Here is a 20,469-nt window from a genome sequence, read left to right as displayed (position 1 = left end):
TCCCCTCTTAGTTATTTAATGGTAGTTTAACTGTAAAAATCGTCCCAATACCTAATTTACTATCAACAGAAACTGAGCCACCATGAGCCACCACAATTGTCTTAACGATTGCTAAACCAATTCCTTGCCCACCTTGTTGTCGATTTCGTGCTGGATCAGCCATATAGAAGTGATCAAATATATGTGGTACGTCTTTTTCCGCAATACCACTACCATTATCTTCTACAGTCAAAACAATGTTATCCGATATTCGTTTTAACTTAATTATTATTTTGCCTCTTGTTTGTGTAAATTTTATGGCGTTTGACAATAAATTTGTAATAACCTGATTTATTTTGTCTGGATCTATCACGGCAATAACTTTCTCAGTATGATAATCAAGTGTTATTTTTTTCTCTTCAAGGTTACTCTGAAAGTTACTTAAAACTTGTTGTATTAATTTACTAAGATCTGTATCAACCTTAATTAACTTATCCTCACTATGTTCAATTGAAGCGATATTTTCAATGTTATTGATTAAGTGGGTCAGCCTTATGACTTCATCATTTAAACTAACCAACCTAGCCTCACTAATTGGCCAAATACCATCGATCATCGCCTCTAACGAACCTTGGATCGTTGTTAAAGGCGTTCGTAATTCATGAGCAATATCGGAAGATAAGCGTTCTCTCAGAGCCTGATTCTTGGATAACTGACGTGAGAGCTCATTAGTTACATTTATTAGCGCGTTTATTTCTACAATTTGGGTTTGTTGTGGTAATTGATTTCGATAATCACCAGATGCAACCGCTTGAGTAAAGGATACAATTTGTCGTAACGGCTTACTTAGATCACGGGCTATCCATACCGCAATAATTATCGCGACTAAAAAAACAAAGGCCGAGATACCGGCCAAACTAATTCGTAAATCATTGATAAACGCCACATCATGTCGTGTATAACCTAAAGCATCATTATGTGAGAATTGTGCTTGGGCAATTTGTTTAGAATTAATCTTGATGGCCTCAGTCGTTTTATTCATACTATCGATATTTTTAGCATTAGTGGCCTTATGTAACAAGGTCTGACTTGGTTCCCATACGATTTTATTATCAGCGTCTTTTAAAACTAAAATAAGGCCATCCTGTAGTGCTCTAGCACCAATCTTTTTAACTTTAGATTGTTTCCAAGTACCATTGCTAGTCAGATAACTAACCATTAATTCATTTTTATATGCAGTGAGCGTTGTATCATGTTTTTGTTGCACATATTTATCAAAATGATCACTGACCAGGCTTACTGTCATTAAACTAATTGAACCAACAATCAACAACACCAAAAATAGAAAAGAGATTATTAGCTGTGTTCGAATCTGCCGCTTCATTCGTCTTTACTCCCACCAAAACGATAACCGCGGCCATGAACAGTTATTATAAAAACTGGCTTAGTACTATCATCTTCAATTTTCCGCCTTAAATTTTTAATATGTGAGTCAATCATTCGGTCTAATCCGTCATAGTCAATACCTCTTGTTGAATCAATCAACTGTTCACGAGTGAATATTTGTCTATAATAGGTCGCCATTGTTGACAGAATATCGTACTCTGTATGTGTGAGTGCAATTTCTGCGTCGCAAACAAAAACTTGCTGAGATTCTAGTTTTATTTTTAACTGTCCCTTATTAAAAGAAAGTACTTTTTCTACTTGTTCCTCTGTGACACGTCGCAGTACAGTTTTTATCCGTTCCACTACTACTCGTGGACTAAAAGGTTTAACCACATAATCATCTGCTCCAGATTTTAGTCCATTAACAATACTTTCATCGCTTGATTTGGCAGTCAACATAATTATTGGTGTTTTACTATCCTGCCGTATTCTTTTAGTTACTTCATTACCATCCAAATCTGGCAGCATAAGATCAAGCACTACTAAATTAGGCTGTCCCTTATAAAACTTTGTTAAGGCCTCCGTTCCAGAATAGGCTACTTCAACTTCAAATTTTTGCGCAATTAGATAGGCGGTAACAATATCTACAATTTTCTTTTCATCGTCAACAACTAAAATTTTTGTCAAATTTTTCTACCTCCATATATTTTGCATATAATCTCCATACACATCTGGCATAATTATCAAAAAGAAAAAGAAGTGAATAAATATGTGGATGCTAGCAACAATTCTTCTGATTATCCTCTGCCCATTGTTACTATTTATCATGATGCTAGGCTTAATTCCACCGCAACAGCTTGATACCATTAGACAAACTTGGCTTAATTTCATTAAGCGAATTAAGTAATATTTACGGCACAACTCTAATTTGACCCATCATTCCAGCCTCTTCATGTTCAAGATTGTGACAATGATACATGAAAACTCCGGTTTGTGTGAATTTAATCAAAATCTTGTATTGGTTACCCGGTCTTGTCATGATCGTATCTTTCCAACCGTGCATGTTGCTTGGTGATGCGTTGTTATTAATACTCAATAATCGAAACTGAACACCATGGATATGAAAAGGATGAATTTCACCCATCATATTATTTTTATTGCGGATCTTCCAAACCTGCGTCGTATTTTGCTTTACTTTCAAATCAATTCGATTCATTGAAAACTGCCTATTATTGATGCTTACCATATGTCCCATATCCGATAAAGCAATATTTTGTGTTACTTTTTGTCCTGACTTAGTGACTGTCTGAAGATTAGTCAGTTGTCGTGGTAATTTTGTTTCCCCGTCATGATTATTCTTCACCTTCATCGTCAGAATGTTGCTGTCTGCCGACTTGAGTTTGACCTGACTTCCCTGTGAATAGTGACCTAAATCAACAACGATTTCGGCTCGTTCACCCGGTGCAAGCGTAATTTTATTTTCTTGGACCGGTTTTTTCAAAAATCCTCCATCAGTACTAATCTGGTAAAAGGAACTACGATCATCTAATTTAAAGGTATATTCACGAGCATTGGAACCATTTAATAAGCGTAACCGAACATATTTAGTAGTTGTTTCGATATATGGATTTTGAGTACCGTTTATTAGTAACGTATTGCCCAACGTACCATTACTAGATACAATTTTTTTATAATCTAACTGATTATTTTTATCAAAGCTTCGATCTTGTACTACAATTGGAAAATCATCTTTGCCATAATTTCTAGGTAGTTTTAGTTGCCGACTATTTTGGTCATCAACTAACAAAAAACCAGCTAGTCCATTGTAAACTTGACTAGCCGTACTACCAACAGCATGAGGATGATACCAGAGCGTAGCAGCAGGTTGATTAACTTTAAAACTTATCAACTTGTTCTGTCCTGCTGCAACTGTTTGATGTGGACCACCATCACTTGAATCATCTAAAATAGCACCATGCCAATGAAAAGAAGTTGCTTGTTTTAAACGGTTTTGAGTATGAATATGGATATTCTGCCCTCTTTCAACTCGAATCGTTGGGCCGAGAAATGGGCCATTATAACCATACGTTTTTGTTTTTTCCCCAGATACTAACTGTGTCATACCTGTTTGTGCTCGCAAAGTGTAATAAACATTGTTAGCATCAGTTGAATCTGGTTTTAATACAGGAGGAATGTTCAATATTCTTTGTTTTTCCTTATTATTAGTGATTTGTGAGCTTGTATTTGGCATCATTCCTGCTTTAACTGGCGATTGCTTAAATTTAATTAACCAAAACACATTGAGTCCGATCACGATAATAATAAAGCCAATGAGTATTAAATAAAGCCGTTTGCGTTGCACATCAATCCCTCCTCGCACTTACTTGCCAATTCGTAATGTCTGCGCGTTGATAGCAACAATAATAGTTGAAAGCCCCATAAGAACAGCACCTAAAGCTGGGCTTAATACAATTCCTGCAAATGCCAATACTCCGGCAGCTAATGGAATAGCAAAAATGTTATACCCTGCACCAAACCACAAGTTTTGTACCATTTTTCTAGTCGTATGCTTTGCCAACTTTAGAAAGTTCAGTATGTCAGCCGGATCACTTCGTACCAAAACAATATCGGCAGAATCAACCGCTACATCGGTTCCAGCACCAATTGCAATCCCAACATTTGCCCGAACCAGACTTGGCGCGTCGTTAACACCGTCACCAACCATAGCAACCTTAAACCCCTTATCTTGATATTGCTTAACTATCTTCTCCTTATCATCAGGCTTTAATTCGGCATGAACATCCTGTCGATCAATTCCAAGACGTTCAGCCACTTGCTGTGCCACCTGTTGATTATCTCCAGTCAACATAACTGGACGAATATGCTGTGCTTTAAGTCCATTGATCAATGCTATTGACGCTGGTTTAATTTGGTCACCTTGGGCCACAAAACCAACATTAATATTTGCAACAAGGAGAAAACTAACTGTGTTACCAGCAGACGCTAACTTACTGGCTGTATTTTTGTCGTACTTGATTTTATTTTCACGCAAATACTTTTCATTAACAATCGTCATATTTTTTTTATTAATTTCGCCTTGTATTCCTACGCCAGGAAGGTTTTGAATATTTTTTGCTTTAATAGTTTTTAAATTTAGCTCTTTTAATTTTGACAAGATACCAACCGATAATGGATGGCTTGAGCCAGATTCAAGTGCACCCATCAACGATAGAATTTGTTCATTTGAATATGCTGTGTCTGTAGCCTTATAGTCATTTACTGCAAAGTTACCTTCAGTCAGAGTACCCGTCTTATCCATAAGAATAGCATCTAACTCAGTAGCATCTTCTAACGCTTGGCGTTTTCTAGTTAACAATCCATTTTGTGCACCGATTGAGGTTGAACGCGCAACTACTAGCGGAATGGCAAGACCTAAAGCATGTGGGCATGCAATAACCAGAACCGTAACGGTACGTTCTAATGCCAGATTAAAGTCACCTGAAACCAATAACCACACAATAAAGGTAAGAATAGCAGCACTAACTGCTGCGTAAACCAATAGTCCTGCAACTTTATCAGCAACGCCCTCTGCCTTAGACTGCTCCTTTTGTGCGTTACTTACCATTTGCATAACTTGTGCTAAATAGCCAGACTGTCCAGTTCCAGTTACCTTAACCATAATGGCACCAGAGCCGTTAGTGGATCCACCAATAACCTTATCATTTTTCATTTTAGTTACTGCTTTAGATTCACCGGTGACTAAAGCTTCATTCACAGTTGTATTTCCATCAAGAATAATACCATCAGTAGGTATTTTCTCACCTGCCTTAACAATTACTGATTCACCAATCACAACTTCATTTAGTGGTTTTTCAATATGATCACCGTTATCAGCAACAATAGTAGCAGTATTAGGTAGCAAAGCCGCCATTTTTTCAAGTGCATTTCCTGCTGCCATAACGGCATCCATTTCAATCCAATGACCTAGCAACATGATATCGATCAATGTAGCTAACTCCCAAAAGAAATCCATAACGTGGGTATCTGCTACAAAAAATTGATTTATAGTGAAAGCATAGAGACTATAGAAATAGGAGACAGTTATGCCTAACGCTACAAGCGTCATCATTTCTGGTTTTCTTTCCTTTAATTCGGCTTTTGCACCTTTAATGAATGGTGCACCACCATAAATATAAAGAAAAGTAGCCAAGATCAATACTAACCACTCTGAACCTGGAAAAACTAGATTAGGCATAAAGCTGAATTTTAGCATAGGTGATAATGCAATGATTGGAAGTGAAAAAATCAGTGATACCCAAAATTTACGTTTCATATTCCCCATATGCATCATTTGTCCACCGTGTTGCATCATGTCGCCACCATTGGATTCCATATTCATATGAGTATGATCCATTGATTGCATATCATTATCTCCATGATTTTGTTGTTTCTTTTTTTTGTTTTTCATCTTGTTTACATCCTTTATTAATCAAATTTTCATCCTGATATTTACTCTCTATTGCCGGTAAAGTGCCTGCTTGAAGATAAATCAACACTGAACGACTCGCCAAATCAAAATGGGTCTCCTCTACTCCATTAATTGAATGTAACTCAAAAAAAATTCTTTTTACAGCATTTTCACAGCACATTTTATCAAGGGTAAGTTTAAGTTTTTTCATTTATTTTCAGCCCACCAATGTCACTGGAGTTATTTTGGAGATTATTTTCCACAAGTTCTAAGAATTCTTCTTGTGACAAGGTTTCTCGCCTAGAAAGCAACCTTTTGATAAAGGCAGAGACGACTATTGATTCACTATATTGGGCATAATAATGAGCCTGATGATAGTAGGTATTCTTAACAATCAAAGTCTTATTTTCAAGTCGTAATAATAATGTCTTTATAGTACTAAGTTGCCAATTCTTTCGCTTTTTTATTTCCTTACAAATATCTTTGGTTGAAATTCCCGGATAGTGCCAAATAATTCGCAGGACTTCATATTCAGCATTGGTCACACAACAAACTTCGCGATTTAACAAAACCATCACCTCTACTGATGACTACATCTGTAACATAGCATTTATGATTACATTTGTAAACGAAAACGCAAAAAAAATTATTCATGACTCTGAACAGAAGCATGATCAGCAATGTGTTTATTGACAAAGTTCTGTACTTCAACTGAATTACTTTTGAAGATAAAACTAAACCGTTTGTTCCGTTTTGACTGACCCGTGATCACTAAAACTGTTTTATCGGGTGCAATTTGTTTGTTCATCATACTTATTTGTTGAATGTCCTTAAAGTCAATTAAAGTTGGCAACAGACCCGATATCATAAATCCATCCTTAGCGACGCCACTAACCCCCGACATAAGTCCAAGAAGTATTAAAATGGCCAACAATGCACTGAGCAAAATATTATTTCTAGCCGGAATCCACATAATAAAAGCAAGAACTAAAAATAAAATATTACTTATAGCAACAGTTACCATATAATTGGATTTCCATAAAAGTCGTGATTCTTGCCATACATGAAACACAGCCAATGATATAAGCGCTAAAACCATTAATGCTATAATAATCAAAATTAAAAACCTCACTTTCTATATTCATTGTAGATTGTATTTATGGAGTTAATTTGTTGGTTTAGCATTTTAGTTCAACTTTTTTTAAATCAATGAACTTATTGTATTGAAACCTATTCATACAAATATTTTTAATGAAGTCTTTTCCTGAACACCTATATTTAATCAATTGAAATAAAGCAACAGAACTATCCAACACAAAAATGATTATTTACAATTTGTCACAAACATGCACCTAGAACTTATTTTTTTTACTTCCTCGACAAACTAAAATATTTATTGAGATTATTGACTGACTTTATTTTATAATCTATTTATACAAGTTTATAAAACGGTTTCATTTTGCAACAATTTTTAGTATTTGTTTGGTAAAAGGAGGATTTGTTATGTCTGATCAAGATGTCAAACAAGCATTTTCGCATTATGCCAAGCTATCACTGGTAAACAAGACTCGCTCACTTTATGTGGAGGAGCAGCACAAAGTTCCTGAAGTTCCACTAAATGAGGAAACGCTGGAATACCTGATTGATGAGATGCTACCGGGCGTTAAATTAATTAAAGCGGAACAAGCAGCACACCTTGAAGAGTATTTCATCAATGAAAGGCTGGTTATTTCAATAGCCAGATTGACCGATCCACAAAAGAAATTACTCTATTATAAATATGTTGAGCAGCTTTCGGATAAAGCTATCGGACAAATCTTGCACGTTAGTAGTCAAGCGATTTCTAAACAGCATCGCAAGGTCTTAAGCAAAATTGCTGCTACTTTCTTCGACTAATTTAGTCATCAAGATTCGTTCACCCCCTCCTCCATAAGAATTAGACGACCCAAATCTAACTTTACGAGGAGAATAGCGATGAATTATACCGAAACGATTTGTGCAGCTCAACAAGGTGATCCAATTGCCATGGCAAAGCTTATTAAAGAATTTCAGCCATTAATTATCAACATCACTACTTGGGGCCATTCATATTTTGACGAGGATCGTTACCAAATATTAAACGAACACTTTATCCACACTGTTCATAAATTCAATTTAGAACGCTATCTAGAGTAATCACTGAAAGTAAATTAATCTTTTTTTCGATTAATTTGCTTTTTTAATTATTCTTGTGTAGCGGAGTCAACGGATCTTTTTTGTATGCGCAACGAACAGAATTACTGTTTTGAACCACTAATCTGGACAAACAGCTGTTTTCATTTTTTCACACTGAATAACATACGACTCGTATCCGCTTTTAAATCTGGGACATCCATGAAATTGTTAGAAAGCTCTGAACCTTCTTTCAAAAGTCGTTGAAACATAGTGTCTATCATGAAACTACTTGTATTCATATCTGATAATGTAGTTGGATCAGTATTAGTCATCAAACTAAGTTTTTAATCACCAATAATATCGTTCCTTATTTAATTCTGACCATAATTGTCTCTTCTTTCGTGATAACAGCTTTCTTGTATGGTCAAAACTAAAATTGTCTCGTGTACGCCATCAATCCAGACAAAACAAAATGTTTCTCCTACCGCCCCCTAAATAACAAAAAGTCTCAGTTTTACGTAGAATATCACGCTAAGCTAAGATCGTCGTTCACTTTCATATTATAATATGTTTCAAATCCACACCCGTAATTCGAAACAATTTTTTTTGCAAGTAACCAATTCTCTGATGCCACTATAACACCTCTATATAAACAAAAAAGATATCCTATTTTTTCAAAAAAGTATTTTAATAAGATGTGAAATTGTGTCACTCTCTAAAATAATCATCATGCCTAATCCAATATAAATAATTGCCATAATCCAATTACCAAATTTATCTAACAATTTCTTAACAATCTTCACACGCGAAAATTTATCACCCAAATAGACAAGTATGAAGATACAGAATGTAAAAACAATAAACGTCGTTATTAGTTGTTCGATTGTTAACGATACAAAGTAAGGCACAAAAAGTCCAATGTTATCAGAGCCACAAGATGCAACGGTGATTAAAGCAACCGTTGCGATCAAATTTTTGTCTTTTCGCTGTTCGATTTTTTCATCAACCTCAGCGGCTTCATCTTCGTCACTCAGGATATATTTAATCCCAAAGCCAATCGGTATTAAACCTAAAAATCCAAGAATCCACTTAGCAGGCACATAGTGAAGTACTAACGCAAAAAAAAGACTGATTGCTATCAATGTGTATGAACCTAAAAATTGACCAATATAAATTTGTTGCTTATGTTTTGTTGACCGATATTTTGAAAATAATAACATCAGAATAACTAATAAATCAATCGCGGTGGAGGCGTATAGCACAATACCAGTTATAATGGTTTTAATCATAGCAACATCCCATTTCACATATTTATTAACCCGTAATTTTACCTGTGTCTTCTGCTAAACACCAAGCACGTTCTAATAGAATAGCAGTACATTCATCAATAATTTCATAGTTGATGAAATTTCCATCACGTTCAGTTTTCACAATTTTTTGATCAACTAATCGCTGCAACTGGTTAGAAATAGCTGCAGTTTTCATATTAAGCCTAGCCGCAATCTTGCCAACTGATATTTTAGGCTCGCGCGTTAAACAATGTAAAATTCTTAATCTTGTATCATTGGATAGAACTTTAAAAAGTAAGACGATCTCACTTGCGTTCTCTTCACTCAGTAAATCACGGCTAGCTAATTCTGGTTTATCCGGACAACAGTCTACTTTTATCATGCGTATCCTCCTTGTAATACAATTATGTGACGACCAACTATTACATTATATCATGTAATAGTTTAATGGTGAACCATATTTTACACTTAATATTAGTAATTGAAACTCCATCACAAAAATAACTAGGTTATAAAACGCCAACATCCAGTTGACGCTTAAAATATAAGCTTCAACTGGATGTTGGAATATTTTAAATAAATAATTAATATTTCAAACTTTGTTGCTCCCAATTCTGAGTCGCAATCTGTACTGCATCCCAAGGTGAGCCAACTGGTGGTGAATAGGATAAATCTAAATCACTAATTTCCGCCACCGTCATATTATTAAAAATTGCCACTGCAAAAATATCACAACGTTTGGCAACTTCACTACCGTAATAACCAATTACCTGTACGCCTAAAAGTCGGCCGGTATGTTGATCACCGGTAATCCTGATCTTAATCTTATGTGCACCCGGAAAATACGCTTTATGATCATCGACGTCGGTTGTTACAGTAAATGGCGCAAAATCTGCCTGTATGGCCTCCTTTGCTAATAATCCAGTCCGCGCAACTACTAGATCAAATACCTTTAGCACTTGAGTCCCAATGCTACCCTTAAAGGTACGTGGAACACCAGCAACATTGAACCCGGCAGTTCGCCCTTGTTTGTGTGCCGTTGTGCCCAGCGGTAAGTAAGCCTTCCCTAACAAATGATGTTTTGTTTCAACTAAATCACCGGCCGCCCATATATCTGGTAACGTAGTTTGCATATATTGATCAACCTTGACGGCACCAGCAATTCCAGTTTCGGAACCAGCTGCGACTAATAAATCAGTATTCGGCTGAACACCAACCACAACTAAAGCCAAATCAAAATCATAAGTATTTATCTTTTGATCCGCATTCACACCAACAACCTTCACCTTAGTTTCAGTTTCATTAATTTCTGAAACAGTTAAGTTAGTTGCAACCTGAACATCATTAGCAACTAATTTTTGATGAACGATTTGGCCTAAATCAGCATCGACCGTTGATAGTATCTCTGCGCCACGTTGAAAAATAGTCACGTTTAAATGACGTTTCTGCAACGCCTCCGCCATTTCAATCCCAATATAGCCGGAGCCTACGATAGCCACATTTTGCACACTGTTTGTAGTCAAATTCGTTTCAAGCGCAAAATAATCTGCCATCGTATGCAAAACACGAACTTTACTATTCTGCTGTTGTGTACGCGCTAAGTCTATCCCTGTAATACCAGATAATTTTGGCTTGGCTCCAGTGGCTACAACCAAATGATCATAATGATAAATTTGTAATTCACCCGCAAACGAATGCGCGATAACTTCATGTTGCTGCGGATCAATTTTCTTAGCAATCATATTCATTTGAAACTCAACGCCAGTCGACGTTAATTCTTGTAAATCCCGATGAGCTAATGAATGCCAATTGGGTACCTCCCCACTAACTGCATAGGGCAATCCACAAATTGATAAATTAGGGTACTCATCTGCCAATAATACTTGAACTCTTAGTTGCGGTTTAAGTTCTTTGGCCTTTAAGGCCGCTGAAATACCAGCGTCACTACCACCGATGATCAATAATTTTTCTGCATCACGTACCATTTAATTAATTCCTTTCACTCCGGTTAATGAACACGTGCCCGACTTAAATCTTGCTGTAGGTAGTCTGAGAACTCTTGAAAAGTTGGATAATCTTTTTGTTTAACGATTTTACCATTGACCATAGTAATTGGTAAAATTGCGACGCCATACTTTTCTAATAAGTCATGCACTTGTTGACTATGAACAAAGGCATCTGGGTTTTGTGCTAGATTTTTACGTGTGATTCTGTTTTTGCTGTCTGCATTAACATGACGCTGAATTGCAGTCGTTTGAATAAGTTTCTTGTTAACACTTGGCCCACAAACACCAGTTGCGCAACACATTGCTGCTTCAAAAATCTCTATTTTGATCATCTTTTACCTCACCTATCAGGCGGTCAAAATGATCAAACTCTTTCTCCACTTGAGTATAGTCACGAAAATAACTAACCGCTAAATTATCTAGAATTAACTAATTGATTTGCAAAAAGGCCGTTTCCACCTGAGACAAGTTCTGTTGAATTACTAGTTCATGGCTATATTTTAATTCAAGCAGATTAATTTATTGATTGGCTTGAATCAGATACGCCGCAGAAATTGCTTCTATTTCTGCACTTACAACTTGCTTCACCAAAGTATCGATTATGTTTAGACTATTACCCAATGAATTCTGTTGCTCATATTTAGTTTGCATCATAATCAGCTATCCTTCCTTAACCAAAGATACTTAACGATAACCATAAACCACATAGTGTAATGAATAAAACTGGAATCGTGATCGTGATACCAATTTTAAAATAAGTGCCCCAAGCAATCTTAACGTCCTTTTGCGCTAGAACATGTAGCCAAACTAAAGTTGCTAATGAACCGATTGGCGTAATTTTTGGTCCTAGATCAGAACCAATAATATTAGCATAAACTAAGGTTTGGTGCATTAAGCCAGAGACATTCGCCCCTTTGATCGATAAAGCATTGATCATCACAGTTGGCATGTTATTCATGGCCGACGACAAGAACGCAGCCATATAGCCCATGCCCATGGTGGCGACAAAACGCCCACCAGTTGCCATTTTAGCAATGATTCCCGCAAGCAATGCCGTTAAGCCAACGTTTTGTAGGCCATAAACCACCACGTACATTCCAATTGAGAAGAAAACAATATTCCACGGTGCACCTTTAATAACGGCCTTGGTATTGACGTGATGACTTAGCTGACCGACTAGCAAAAAGATCAAGGCAATCGTCAAAGCAATAATCGAAACTGGAATATTTAGGAAGCTACTGCTAAAGTAACCAATCAATAACGCTGCCAGCACGACCCAAGAAAATTTAAATAATCGTTGATCCTTGATCGCCGATTTTGGTTCAGCAACTTGGCTGGCATCATAGTGTTTAGGTAACGCCTTACGAAAATATAAGTACAAAATACCGATGCTAGCAACTAATGAAAAAAGACCCGGTAGCCACATCCGTAGCGCATACTCCGAAAATGTGATACCAAAGAAATCAGCTGATACAATATTGACTAGATTACTGACAACTAACGGTAGTGATGTTGCATCAGCGATGAAGCCACTAGCAATGATAAATGGGAAAACCCGCTTTTCATCGAAATGTAACGCACGGACCATTGCCAAGACGATCGGCGTTAAAATCAACGCTGCACCATCGTTAGCAAATAAGGCGGCGACAATTGCACCTAAAACGGCGATCAGAATGAACATGCGCACGCCATTACCTTTAGCTAGCCGCGCCATATGTAAGGCAGCCCACTCGAAAAAACCAATCTCATCCAAAATTAGTGAGATCAAAATAATTGCGACGAAAGATAAAGTCGCGTTCCAAACGATTCCGGTGACAGTGCCAACATCTTTAAACGTGACCACCCGGAATAATAGTGCTAGAACGGCACCACCAATCGCAGTCCAGCCAATTGATAGTCCCTTAGGTTGCCAAATAACAAATAATAATGTCAGTAAAAATATAAAAACGGCGAAAAAGACTTGCATGGTTCCTCCCAACTACCAAAATCAGGGTATTGCTACCCTGATTAATTGATACCTTTATTTCAAATTTTAATAACGCTAAATCGTTAATAACGCCTGCTCAAAATCTGGTTGCCATTGTTCAACTGCAAAATGACCATTGGAAATCTGCTTAACCTTTTCGATCCATTCAACTTCATTTTGCGCCCGGGCCTGCAAACAAGGATGCGTTGTTTCCGTTGCCAGCATACTTTGATTGACCAACCACCAGGTGTGCGCAATTTGGGCCCGATCTAGATCATCATTCAAGCGCATCGACTCATAAACTGGCGTTGTTTCCGGTAAAGTCACCATTACAATTTCAGTCTGCGCTGGATCTTGTAGCCGCGGTAACAGATCAACGATTGCTTGAGGCACATCACCGGCAGTGCGTTTGACTTCTTTGGCATAGCTTTGAGTCGAATCCAGTAGCAGTAGCGTATGGCCGGTTGGCGCCGTATCGATGACTACAACATCACTATCATTTTGGGCGACAATGTTAGCAAAAGCGCGGAAAACGGCAATTTCTTGCGTACATGGTGAGCGTAGATCCTCAGCCACATAGTCAACATCGGCCGATTTCATGGTTTGACGCGCCGTCGTCAGCACTTCATTTTGATAGTCCTTAAGTACCTGCTGTTCATCAATATGACTGATGGTGATTGCAGGATCATCTGTGTTAAAGAAATCAAGATGATCAGCCGGATCAGTGGTGGCTAAATGAACGGTTTTATGCTGGGCCACCAGCTTTTTAGTGATCTGCACGGCCACCGTAGTTTTACCTACGCCGCCTTTACCCATGGTGAAAATAATTTTTTTGTTAGTCTTAATTAAATCAGCAACAATGGTATCTAAATTAGGATAGTGATTGGTAATTGCCGGATAAGTTGCTAAACTTGGTTGTTCCGGTTGTAAAACTAATCTTAACTTATCTAGGCCAGTAACATTGTACGCTCGTAACGGTACTTCTGCTTGGGGCAACGCCTGTAATGTTGCTGGCATCTGTTGCAAATCAGTCTGCTGCTGCTCAAAAATAGCATGGGAAGCACGATCAGTCGGTGTTTTCAACGTTCCATTAATAATTAATTGTTGATTTTGCATGCCAATATCAGCTAATTCTTGGGCTGCCCGCGCCGCTTCCAGTAATGATGCTTTTTGGGGACGCGTGACTAACATTAAGGTGGTCAATTCGCCATTACTTAAAGTAGCCACAGCCTTGGCGTAAATTGCTTTTTTGTCGCCCATCCCGGCTAGTTGGCCTAAGCATGAAGCCCCACGATCATTTTCCGCCAAGTAATTATTCCAAGCTGAGGGCAATTGCAGCATACGCAACGCATGACCAGTCGGCGCTGTATCAAAAATAATATAATCAAAGCGCTGATCGACAGCGGGATCAGTTAAAAATTTAGCGAATTCATTAAACGATGCGATCTCGACCGTACATGAACCAGACAACTGTTCCTCCATATTTTTGACTGCTGCATCCGGTAACACGCCGCGGTAAGGACCAACGACGCTTTCCCGATATTCACCGGCAGCAGTCACCGGATCAAAGTTAGCGGCAAATAGACCGGGCACACCGGTGATTGCCTTGGGTTTATTGGTCAAATCAGTATCAAATACATCCTGTAAATTACTAGCTGGATCAGTGGAGACCAGCATCACTTGCTGACCGCTATCAGCTAGATTGATGGCGGTGGCACTAGCCGTTGTGGTCTTACCGACGCCCCCTTTACCAGTGAAAAATAAATAATGAGTTAAATTAGCATTTTGTGGTTGATATTCGCGCATATATATTCTCCTAACATAGATAATCATCTATATATAATTTAAAAGAAACGGCTGTGCCATTTCTTGCTTCAACCAAAAAATTAGCAGCAGCCACTTCCACCACAACAGCCGCTTGATTGATCAGCCGGCACGAAAACTAAACCAGTATATTCCGATAACTCATCAATTGTTGGGTAAGCGCCGGTTTTAACAATTTTGCCGTCGACAACAGTGATCGGCAATGTTGCATCGGCATCATCCTTGATTGCAGCTAGAATATCGGCCCGCTGACTAAAGACATCTGGATTATTGCTAAGATTATACCGGTCGGCTTCAACGCTGGAAACACCTTGTAACGCGTCAAACGCTGAAGTGATCATTAATAGATCTTCATTGACCGCTGGCCCACAAACCCCGGTAGAACAGCACATCGCTGGTTCAAATAATTCAACTTTTTTCATTAGTGATAACAACCTTTCTGGAATGACTTGTCTGCTGATCTATGCAATCGTCACCATGACAAACGCATTCTTCATTGCTGGCTAAAAGTAGTTCAGTCCCTTGCCTAAATTTAGCCGTAAATTCAGCCTGCAATGTATAATGCTGCCACTTACCCTCTTTACGTGCCGTGACGATCCCAGCATTTTGTAAAACTTTCATGTGGTGCGATAACGTTGGTTGTGAAAAATCAAAATGTTCTAAAATATCACAGGCACAAAGCGAACCGCAGGAAAGTAAATCAATGATTTTGAGACGATTAGGGTCAGCCATTGCTTTTAGCATTAGCACATAATTTTGATAATCCATTGACGTTCTCCCCTCACAAATATAGACACGTATCTATATCTACAATATAGACCTATATCTATGTAAACGTCAAGCATTATTTCAGCTAATCTTTTTTCGATTAGTTTGCTTTTTGGGTTTCATTTTCTATTTTTATCTGTATGTATATAGTGAGCAGGCAATAACACCTGTGAGTCCTTTGAAAACTGAATATTGCTACCCTGACTTTCTGACTTTACTTGAACTGTTGATCTGCGGACGCCATGACCAGAAGTGCGAGCGCCTCCCACACTTTGATTACGATTTTTAACTGATGATCGTACAAGTTAAGTCAATAATGATACTTCCGCGAGGCTCCCACGTAAGCAGGAGAGGTGAAATTCCTATGTCCGTTAGTGACGGAACTGGGTAGCAAGTTTTCCGACACAATTGAGCTGCACTTATTCCCCAATCCTGTTAATATGGAAGCTAAGATATACGGTCTAGCTTCCAGCGAAAGGAGGCTAATTATGGTTCACGTTGTCACTATGACTAAACATGAACTTGTGGCTTTAGGATATGGACCTTGGGCTTCTAAAGACATTATCAGACGTGCAAAGCTGTTAATGGTCCAGAAAGGCTGTCCATATTACGAGTCACCAAAGCTAGGCCGCGTTCCAGTAACTGCGGTTGAAGAAGTATTAGGTCTTACGCTCAATGCGCGAACTCTTTCAGAGTTAGCTAAAATCGGTGCATCTGCGTCAGAGGAGCAATCATAATGACAAAGACAACCGAAGTAATAAAAAAAGCAAAAGACGGCACCTATTATTTCCGTGCCAACATTGGTGTGGATGAACGAACTGGTAAACGTGTCCAAAAACGCCGTAGCGGATTTAAAACAATGCGTGAAGCAAAGACTGCTTATCGTGATTTAATGGCGAATGGGGTTAAAGAAGGTTCAACAGATCAGATTACCTTTGGTGACTTCTGCCAGCAATTCTTTATTCCTTGGTATGAAGGTCATGTCAAAAAGGCTACTTTTGACAGTCGCGTTAGCGTCTTTCGAAAGCAATTCAAAGGATTTAACAAGTATTTCATTAACAAAATTACGCCGGTGGACATACAGAAATGGCAAATCATGATGAAGAGTCAAGTAAGTAATTCATACACCCGCCTAGTTCAATGCTTGTTATCTTTGGTTTTTGATCGTGCAATTGTACTAGGATTCTGTGAAGAGAATCCAACAAAAATTGTTGGCAATTTAAAGAAGGAAAAGAAGAAAGTCGATTTCTGGACTAAAGCCGAGTTTGAGAAAGTTATTTCCTTAATGGATCTTAATGACTACTATCAGCGTTTCAATTTCACCACAATTTGGCTTCTATTTATGACCGGTGCCCGCATCGGTGAAGCAACCGCTCTTCAGTGGGAAGACGTTGATTTTAAAGCCGGTACGATCCGGATCAACAAAACACTTTATTATTTAAATGCGTTTAACTATGAATTTACTTCACCCAAAACTCGCGCCAGTGCTCGGACAGTTCCGTTAGACAAAAAGACACTTGAATATCTCTCCGAGTGGAAAGAGATTCAAGCGTCTGAAGTTAAAACAGATTTTGTGCTTTCATACAATGGTGTGCCAACTACTCGCGGATCACTGTCTCAAGTAATCAACGTCTATTCTAAGGCCGCGAATGTTCATCGAATTCGTGTCCACGCGCTTCGACATTCTCATGCTTCCTTGTTAATTAGTATTGGGGAAAACCCATTAATTATTAAGGAACGTTTGGGACATGAAGACATTCAAACAACTTTAGGAACTTATGGACATCTATATCCAAATAGTAACTTTGAGACAGCACAACACCTTAATGGTCTAGTTGATTTCACTCCGGCGGATCATTCAGTCGTTGTCCCCACTCGTAATCAGTTTACGGGCAAGAAACACATTACTGGTGCCATTTCGGTGCCAGCAACGGGAAATACAGAAGAAAAGAGTCAAGAAACGCCGGTATAACGGTATTTATATCTTAGCTTCTACTATTCCCACTCAATTGTCGAAGGTGGCTTACTCGTCACATCATACACGATGCGGTTCACGTGATCGACTTCATTGACGATACGCACCGAAATCTTCTGTAAGATATCCCAAGGAATGCGGGCAAAGTCCGCAGTCATCCCATCAATCGAGGTTACCGCCCGAATACCGACTGTATAGTCGTAGGTCCGACCATCACCCATGACACCGACGCTCTTAATCCCTGGTAACACAGTAAAGTATTGCCAGATTTCTCGATCTAAGCCGGCTTTCTTGATTTCATCACGGAGAATGTAATCACTATCACGTACGATTTCAAGCTTAGCTTCAGTAATTTCACCAATCACCCGAATCCCCAAACCAGGACCTGGGAATGGTTGGCGCCAAACTAATGCAGAAGGCATCCCTAGCTTTTCGCCCAATTCACGTGCTTCGTCTTTAAACAAAGTCCGTAAAGGTTCGATCAACTTAAATTGCATGTCGTCTGGTAAACCACCGACGTTATGATGCGACTTAATCGTTTGTGCCGTTGACGTGCCACTTTCAATGACATCCGTGTACAACGTCCCTTGCGCTAAGAATTCCATCCCATTTAACTTCGTAGCTTCTTCATCAAAGACTTGGATAAATTCATTACCAATAATCTTACGTTTCTTTTCAGGATCACTAACACCTGCTAGCTTGCTCATGAAACGGTCTTTGGCATCCACTTTGATGATGTTTAAGCCAAATTTACCTTCCAAACTCGCCATAACTTGGTCAGCTTCACCCTTACGCAATAAGCCATGATCCACGAAAATACTCGTTAACTGGGTCCCGATGGCTTTATGCAATAAGACACCCACGACACTGGAGTCCACGCCACCAGATAAACCGAGTAAAACTTTCTTATCGCCAACTTGGGCGCGAATCTTGTCAATCTGCATATCGATGAAATCGTCCATTGACCAGTTCGCCGTTGCTTCACAAACGTCAAACGTAAAGTGACGCAAAATGTCGTTCCCATAGTCCGTATTCCGAACTTCCGCATGGAATTGAATGCCATACATCTTCTGGTCAACATTTTGAATCGCCGCAATTGGACAGTTCTTCGAAGTGGCAACTACCTCAAATCCATCTGGTGCTTGCGTCACTAAGTCACCATGGCTCATCCAGACAGATTGTTCAGTTGGCGTAGCTTTAAATAAAGTTGCGTTATCACTAGTGACGGTGATATTAGCTTTCCCATATTCACGGTTGTTAGCTGATTCGACTTTCCCACCAGCCAGTGAGTAAGTCATCAGTTGCATCCCATAACAAATCCCTAAAATTGGAATGCCCAACTTAAAGATTTCAGGATCAACCCGAAAGGCGCCATCATCGTAAACACTATTGGGGCCACCGGAAAAGACAATCCCCTTCGGGTGGCGGGCTTTGATTTCGTCGGCAGTAATTGTATTCGGTAATAGTTCCGAATAAACGCCGAAATCACGAATGCGCCGGGTAATCAATTGATTATATTGACTCCCAAAATCCAACACTAAAATTGAGTCGAATGACGCGGTGTCCGTTTTTGCCAAGTTGTTCACTCCTTTGGATTAATTGTTGTTCAATAGCTCTATCATACTGATTTCTAAACGTTCGGTCAATAACTATGAGAAATTTCTTAATCAGTTTAATACTTCCTAAAGTAGATCGTATCAATCCGATGCTGAGCGACCTTGTGTAAAATCAAATCCGCACGATTCCGAGTTGGGAGGATATAATCATTCAAGTTTTTCAGATCCACATCTCGCCAAACACGTTTCGCCATGGCCATTGCGTCTGCATGACTACCAATCGCCCACGGATAGAAATAATTTTTAGGATCTTGAAAAGCAGTTTTCATTAAGGCCTCAAACCGATCTAAGTACCAGGTCTCCACTAAATCGGCATCCGCATCCACATACACCGAAAAATCAGTGAAATCACTAATATAAATATGCTGATTAGTCGGCAACTGTAACACATTGATTCCTTCGACAATCAAAATATCAGGGTGCGTTATCACATGGTAGCGATTCGGCACAATATCATAAGTCTGATGCGAATATACCGGCGATTTCGCCAATGGTTGCCCACTTTTGACGTCATTTAAAAACTGAATCAGCCGTGGCATATCATAGCTCTCCGGAAACCCTTTGCGTTCCATTAACTGTTTTTGTTTCAACTCAGCATTCGGATATAAAAAACCATCCGTCGTAATCAATTGCGTCCGTCGATCCGGATATAAATATTTAAATAGAATTTCTAACAGCCGTGCAGTGGTCGTCTTACCCACAGCCACACTCCCAGAAACGCCAATAATGAACGGTGATTGTTTATTTTGCCGGTGCAAAAAGACGGACTCCGTCTCACGCCAGGATAAATAATGCTCGAACTTGGCCTGCAATAAATGGGCCACCGGCAAGTAAATCTCTTGCACGTCTTGTAAACTAATTTGATCATTAAACGCTTTAATTTCGTGTAAATTTTCCGCTGTGAGGGGCACATGACCATCCCGATAAAATTGTTGCCATTGCGCCCGTGAGAAGCGGTAATAATTCAATTGTTCTTCCATCATCTGTCGGCCACCATTACTAAATTAATGGGTTGATTATAGCATAAATTCCTTTTAA

21 protein-coding genes are annotated in these 20,469 nt (G+C 38.8%); 4 read left to right on the top strand and 17 right to left on the bottom strand.

Annotated features, from left to right (window positions below; all coding sequences use genetic code 11):
* Positions 1–7 precede the first annotated feature (7 nt).
* The 7 genes from C5Z26_RS11315 to C5Z26_RS11285 form a co-directional block, all read right to left on the bottom strand.
* Positions 8–1,363 carry a sensor histidine kinase gene (locus C5Z26_RS11315; RefSeq protein ID WP_225423649.1) on the bottom strand — a complete coding sequence of 452 codons (1,356 nt, stop codon included), beginning with the start codon at positions 1,361–1,363 and terminating at the stop codon, positions 8–10.
* Positions 1,360–2,052: a response regulator transcription factor gene (locus tag C5Z26_RS11310; protein WP_041094421.1), complete on the bottom strand. Its 693-nt coding sequence runs from the start codon at positions 2,050–2,052 to the stop codon at positions 1,360–1,362. The genes C5Z26_RS11315 and C5Z26_RS11310 overlap by 4 nt, the downstream gene beginning before the upstream one ends.
* A gap of 223 nt (positions 2,053–2,275) precedes the next feature.
* A complete protein-coding gene (locus C5Z26_RS11305; RefSeq protein WP_057736512.1) occupies positions 2,276–3,727 on the bottom strand; it encodes a multicopper oxidase family protein in 1,452 nt (483 codons plus the stop codon).
* Between the two features lie 18 nt (positions 3,728–3,745).
* Positions 3,746–5,833 (bottom strand): heavy metal translocating P-type ATPase, encoded by a 2,088-nt coding sequence (locus C5Z26_RS11300; protein ID WP_041094425.1) that lies wholly within the window; start codon positions 5,831–5,833, stop codon positions 3,746–3,748.
* Entirely contained in the window at positions 5,793–6,044 is a 252-nt protein-coding gene (locus tag C5Z26_RS11295) for a heavy-metal-associated domain-containing protein (protein ID WP_041094427.1), read from the bottom strand. Before C5Z26_RS11295 ends, C5Z26_RS11300 begins: the two co-directional genes overlap by 41 nt.
* Positions 6,031–6,402, bottom strand: coding sequence for a BlaI/MecI/CopY family transcriptional regulator (locus C5Z26_RS11290; RefSeq protein WP_041094429.1), 372 nt, complete (start codon positions 6,400–6,402; stop codon positions 6,031–6,033). The genes C5Z26_RS11295 and C5Z26_RS11290 overlap by 14 nt, the downstream gene beginning before the upstream one ends.
* Before the next feature lie 77 nt (positions 6,403–6,479).
* Positions 6,480–6,950: a hypothetical protein gene (locus C5Z26_RS11285; protein ID WP_041094431.1), complete on the bottom strand. Its 471-nt coding sequence runs from the start codon at positions 6,948–6,950 to the stop codon at positions 6,480–6,482.
* A 386-nt stretch (positions 6,951–7,336) separates the two neighbouring features.
* Between C5Z26_RS11285 and C5Z26_RS11280 the strand changes: the two genes are divergently transcribed.
* Entirely contained in the window at positions 7,337–7,729 is a 393-nt protein-coding gene (locus C5Z26_RS11280; protein WP_010579426.1) for a sigma factor-like helix-turn-helix DNA-binding protein, read from the top strand.
* 78 nt (positions 7,730–7,807) lie between these two features.
* Positions 7,808–8,008 (top strand): helix-turn-helix domain-containing protein, encoded by a 201-nt coding sequence (locus C5Z26_RS11275; RefSeq protein ID WP_010579427.1) that lies wholly within the window; start codon positions 7,808–7,810, stop codon positions 8,006–8,008.
* A 653-nt stretch (positions 8,009–8,661) separates the two neighbouring features.
* Here C5Z26_RS11275 and C5Z26_RS11270 read toward each other — a convergent pair.
* The 8 genes from C5Z26_RS11270 to C5Z26_RS11230 form a co-directional block, all read right to left on the bottom strand.
* Positions 8,662–9,276 (bottom strand): CadD family cadmium resistance transporter, encoded by a 615-nt coding sequence (locus C5Z26_RS11270; protein ID WP_010579428.1) that lies wholly within the window; start codon positions 9,274–9,276, stop codon positions 8,662–8,664.
* Between the two features lie 25 nt (positions 9,277–9,301).
* Positions 9,302–9,658 (bottom strand): ArsR/SmtB family transcription factor, encoded by a 357-nt coding sequence (locus C5Z26_RS11265; protein WP_010579429.1) that lies wholly within the window; start codon positions 9,656–9,658, stop codon positions 9,302–9,304.
* Between the two features lie 202 nt (positions 9,659–9,860).
* Positions 9,861–11,261, bottom strand: a complete 1,401-nt coding sequence (locus C5Z26_RS11260) for an FAD-dependent oxidoreductase (protein ID WP_010579430.1) — start codon at positions 11,259–11,261, stop codon at positions 9,861–9,863.
* A 23-nt stretch (positions 11,262–11,284) separates the two neighbouring features.
* Positions 11,285–11,614, bottom strand: coding sequence for an arsenite efflux transporter metallochaperone ArsD (arsD, locus tag C5Z26_RS11255; protein WP_010579431.1), 330 nt, complete (start codon positions 11,612–11,614; stop codon positions 11,285–11,287).
* Positions 11,615–11,952: 338 nt separating this feature from the next.
* The gene (locus C5Z26_RS11245; RefSeq protein ID WP_105450032.1) at positions 11,953–13,248 is read right to left on the bottom strand and encodes an arsenic transporter; all 1,296 of its coding nucleotides are present in this window, start codon (positions 13,246–13,248) and stop codon (positions 11,953–11,955) included.
* A 75-nt stretch (positions 13,249–13,323) separates the two neighbouring features.
* Entirely contained in the window at positions 13,324–15,054 is a 1,731-nt protein-coding gene (arsA, locus tag C5Z26_RS11240) for an arsenical pump-driving ATPase (protein WP_010579434.1), read from the bottom strand.
* Between the two features lie 80 nt (positions 15,055–15,134).
* Positions 15,135–15,494 carry an arsenite efflux transporter metallochaperone ArsD gene (arsD, locus tag C5Z26_RS11235; RefSeq protein WP_010579435.1) on the bottom strand — a complete coding sequence of 120 codons (360 nt, stop codon included), beginning with the start codon at positions 15,492–15,494 and terminating at the stop codon, positions 15,135–15,137.
* A complete protein-coding gene (locus C5Z26_RS11230) occupies positions 15,481–15,840 on the bottom strand; it encodes an ArsR/SmtB family transcription factor (RefSeq protein ID WP_010579436.1) in 360 nt (119 codons plus the stop codon). The genes arsD (C5Z26_RS11235) and C5Z26_RS11230 overlap by 14 nt, the downstream gene beginning before the upstream one ends.
* 488 nt (positions 15,841–16,328) lie before the next feature.
* Between C5Z26_RS11230 and C5Z26_RS11225 the strand changes: the two genes are divergently transcribed.
* Together C5Z26_RS11225 and C5Z26_RS11220 are read left to right on the top strand one after the other, a co-directional pair.
* Positions 16,329–16,577 (top strand): DUF3173 domain-containing protein, encoded by a 249-nt coding sequence (locus tag C5Z26_RS11225; protein ID WP_010579437.1) that lies wholly within the window; start codon positions 16,329–16,331, stop codon positions 16,575–16,577.
* Complete coding sequence (locus tag C5Z26_RS11220; RefSeq protein ID WP_010579438.1) at positions 16,577–17,812, top strand: site-specific integrase; 1,236 nt, start codon at positions 16,577–16,579, stop codon at positions 17,810–17,812. The genes C5Z26_RS11225 and C5Z26_RS11220 overlap by 1 nt, the downstream gene beginning before the upstream one ends.
* A gap of 23 nt (positions 17,813–17,835) precedes the next feature.
* On the opposite strand, the gene guaA is transcribed toward C5Z26_RS11220, so the two are convergent.
* A complete protein-coding gene (gene guaA, locus C5Z26_RS11215) occupies positions 17,836–19,392 on the bottom strand; it encodes a glutamine-hydrolyzing GMP synthase (protein WP_105450031.1) in 1,557 nt (518 codons plus the stop codon).
* Positions 19,393–19,487: 95 nt separating this feature from the next.
* Positions 19,488–20,411, bottom strand: coding sequence for a type I pantothenate kinase (coaA, locus tag C5Z26_RS11210; RefSeq protein ID WP_105450184.1), 924 nt, complete (start codon positions 20,409–20,411; stop codon positions 19,488–19,490).
* Positions 20,412–20,469 lie beyond the last annotated feature (58 nt).

Source organism: Lactobacillus sp. CBA3606, from assembly GCF_002970935.1.
Classification (GTDB): Bacteria; Bacillota; Bacilli; order Lactobacillales; family Lactobacillaceae; genus Lactiplantibacillus.
This window is presented reverse-complemented; position numbering and strand designations above follow the sequence as displayed.